Source organism: Ancylothrix sp. D3o, assembly GCF_025370775.1.
Taxonomy (GTDB): Bacteria; Cyanobacteriota; Cyanobacteriia; order Cyanobacteriales; family Oscillatoriaceae; genus Ancylothrix.
Genome location: NZ_JAMXEX010000107.1, coordinates 1 through 1,947, shown reverse-complemented (window position 1 = coordinate 1,947; position 1,947 = coordinate 1). Strand labels below are relative to the sequence as shown.

The following is a 1,947-nucleotide window of genomic DNA, read 5'->3' as shown; positions in this document are numbered from 1 at the left end:
CCAGAATCACTTAAACTAGAATTTGTTGGGATGGATATTCGGGAAAAGGAAAGTGGTTCTTATCCTGGTTTAATGACGCGGTACACGAAATTTCATTATAAGACCGAAATCCCTCTCGAAATGTACCAAGAACAATACATTGAGAACTGTTCAGATGGCATTAAAACCTTTTTTGTCTGGGAGTAACAGTTCATTGAACATAAGTGATATTGGTGCGGGCTTACCAACTGCAAACGCAAAACCCTACCGACATGAGGTGTAGAGGCGAAATTCAGCCTTACGTTTGTATGGGCGGGTTTTAGCCTTCGGTTGAAGAATAGCCGGTGTTACCCACCTTTTATTTCTCAGAAACCCTACAAAAGACTGGATACCCTTGGGTAACTTGTGGCTTCGTGCCTGCTATCCTCTATCGGTGTGTATCGTCATTGCTATAGAGGCCGGTACTAGCATGGGCTGGAGCGATGATGGTTGCTTCCTAGAGATTAGAAACTTAATAGAAACCGCAACAGAACATGAAAATTTACTACGCTTTCTCTCGTATTCCAATAGGCAGATGGTAGCTATCTTTTTTCTTAGAGAACAGCCGGTTATGCTACCACCAAATAAGCCTTAATCAGAAGCCTTCTGCTCCTTTTTACAAAAAAAAACCAAAAACGAGAGCGGTATCACGCTAGGACATTCATTGGTGTTACCTCAAGGAACAAGCAATATTTTTTTATTCCTGCACAACTTCCGTGTTTTTATTAGCTAAAAAATGAATAAAAACTCCACAGGCTAATAGAAATTGCCTAAAATAGGGACATAACAAAAACCCCTCGCGGGATGGTGTTAGTAGCGCCATATCCCCAGGGGTCGTACAACTAATACGGAAGTTGCACAGTGAATAACAATAACAGCATTATCCGCCTCGAACAAGATGGCGTAGAATTTTTTACAATCTCAGCCACCGGGGAGTCTGGAATGAGCCAATCTGGTCTCGCAAGGCTATGTGGTGTAAAAGAATCAGCCATCCGCCAACTCCTCAAATCAGTTCGCACGAGTTCTTGCCCTAAATCGCTGAAATGCTTACAGGGCAAAGATTTTCTGCTCGCAGGAGATGTTGCCGAATACAAGAATGTAACCATTATCAACGACGAAACCTGCGCTGTTCTCTTAGAATGGTATGCTTTCGATTCCCAACGAACAAACCAAACAGCCCTCTACAGCTACCGAAAGTTTGCTCATATCGGAGTTCGTTCTTGGATTCAGAGTATTACAGACTGGCATCAACCTTCAATCAACCAGCAACCTTACTGGTACCGACGCATAGGTTTATTTCGAGAACGTACACAAATTCCAAAGGGCTGGTGGTGCATTTTTGAAGAAATTACCAGCTTTGTTTGGGAGATGGAATCAAAAGGATATGTGCTACCAGACAGCGCTATTCCTGATATTAGCGTTGGAAAATGCTGGTGTAATTATCTTCGTAGTAAGGGGGTAAATGTTGCAAATGTTGCTCGTTCTTACCCACATTATTATCCTGATTGGGCTTATTCCGTCAAGGCCAATATTTACCCCTTAGACCTCCTACCAGAATTTCGTTACTGGTTTGAGGATACCTATAAACCATTAAAATCTCTCCAATACTTTCGGAAAAATCACCCCGAAGCCCTCCCAACTATTTGTCGGATCTTAGGTTTGCCAGAAGGCCAATAAAATAAAGCAACCCTTCTTCCACTATCGACCTTTACAGACGAACTACTGAGAAGGCTTCAACAACTCCCGCTTTTAAATAGCCGGGGGTTCTTTTTGTTATAAAGCCTTACTAAAAAAATGAAGTAAAAATAGTTATAAAAAAATAATTAAGCGCTAACGCGCCTAATTATTGAATGTGAAAAGACAAAAAAACCCATCCCTATTTTACCATGAACCAACCCAAAGCTGAGGAAATAATTGCGGCTATTCGTA

The 1,947-nt window shown here is 41.6% G+C and carries 2 protein-coding genes; both read left to right on the top strand.

Annotated elements, in window-relative coordinates:
- Window positions 1-186, top strand: a 186-nt coding sequence (locus NG798_RS27495) for a hypothetical protein (RefSeq protein WP_261226904.1), incomplete at its 5' end; no start/stop codon positions are given.
- A 693-nt stretch (window positions 187-879) separates the two neighbouring features.
- Window positions 880-1,695: a hypothetical protein gene (locus NG798_RS27490; RefSeq protein ID WP_261226903.1), complete on the top strand. Its 816-nt coding sequence runs from the start codon at window positions 880-882 to the stop codon at window positions 1,693-1,695.
- Window positions 1,696-1,947: the final 252 nt, after the last annotated feature.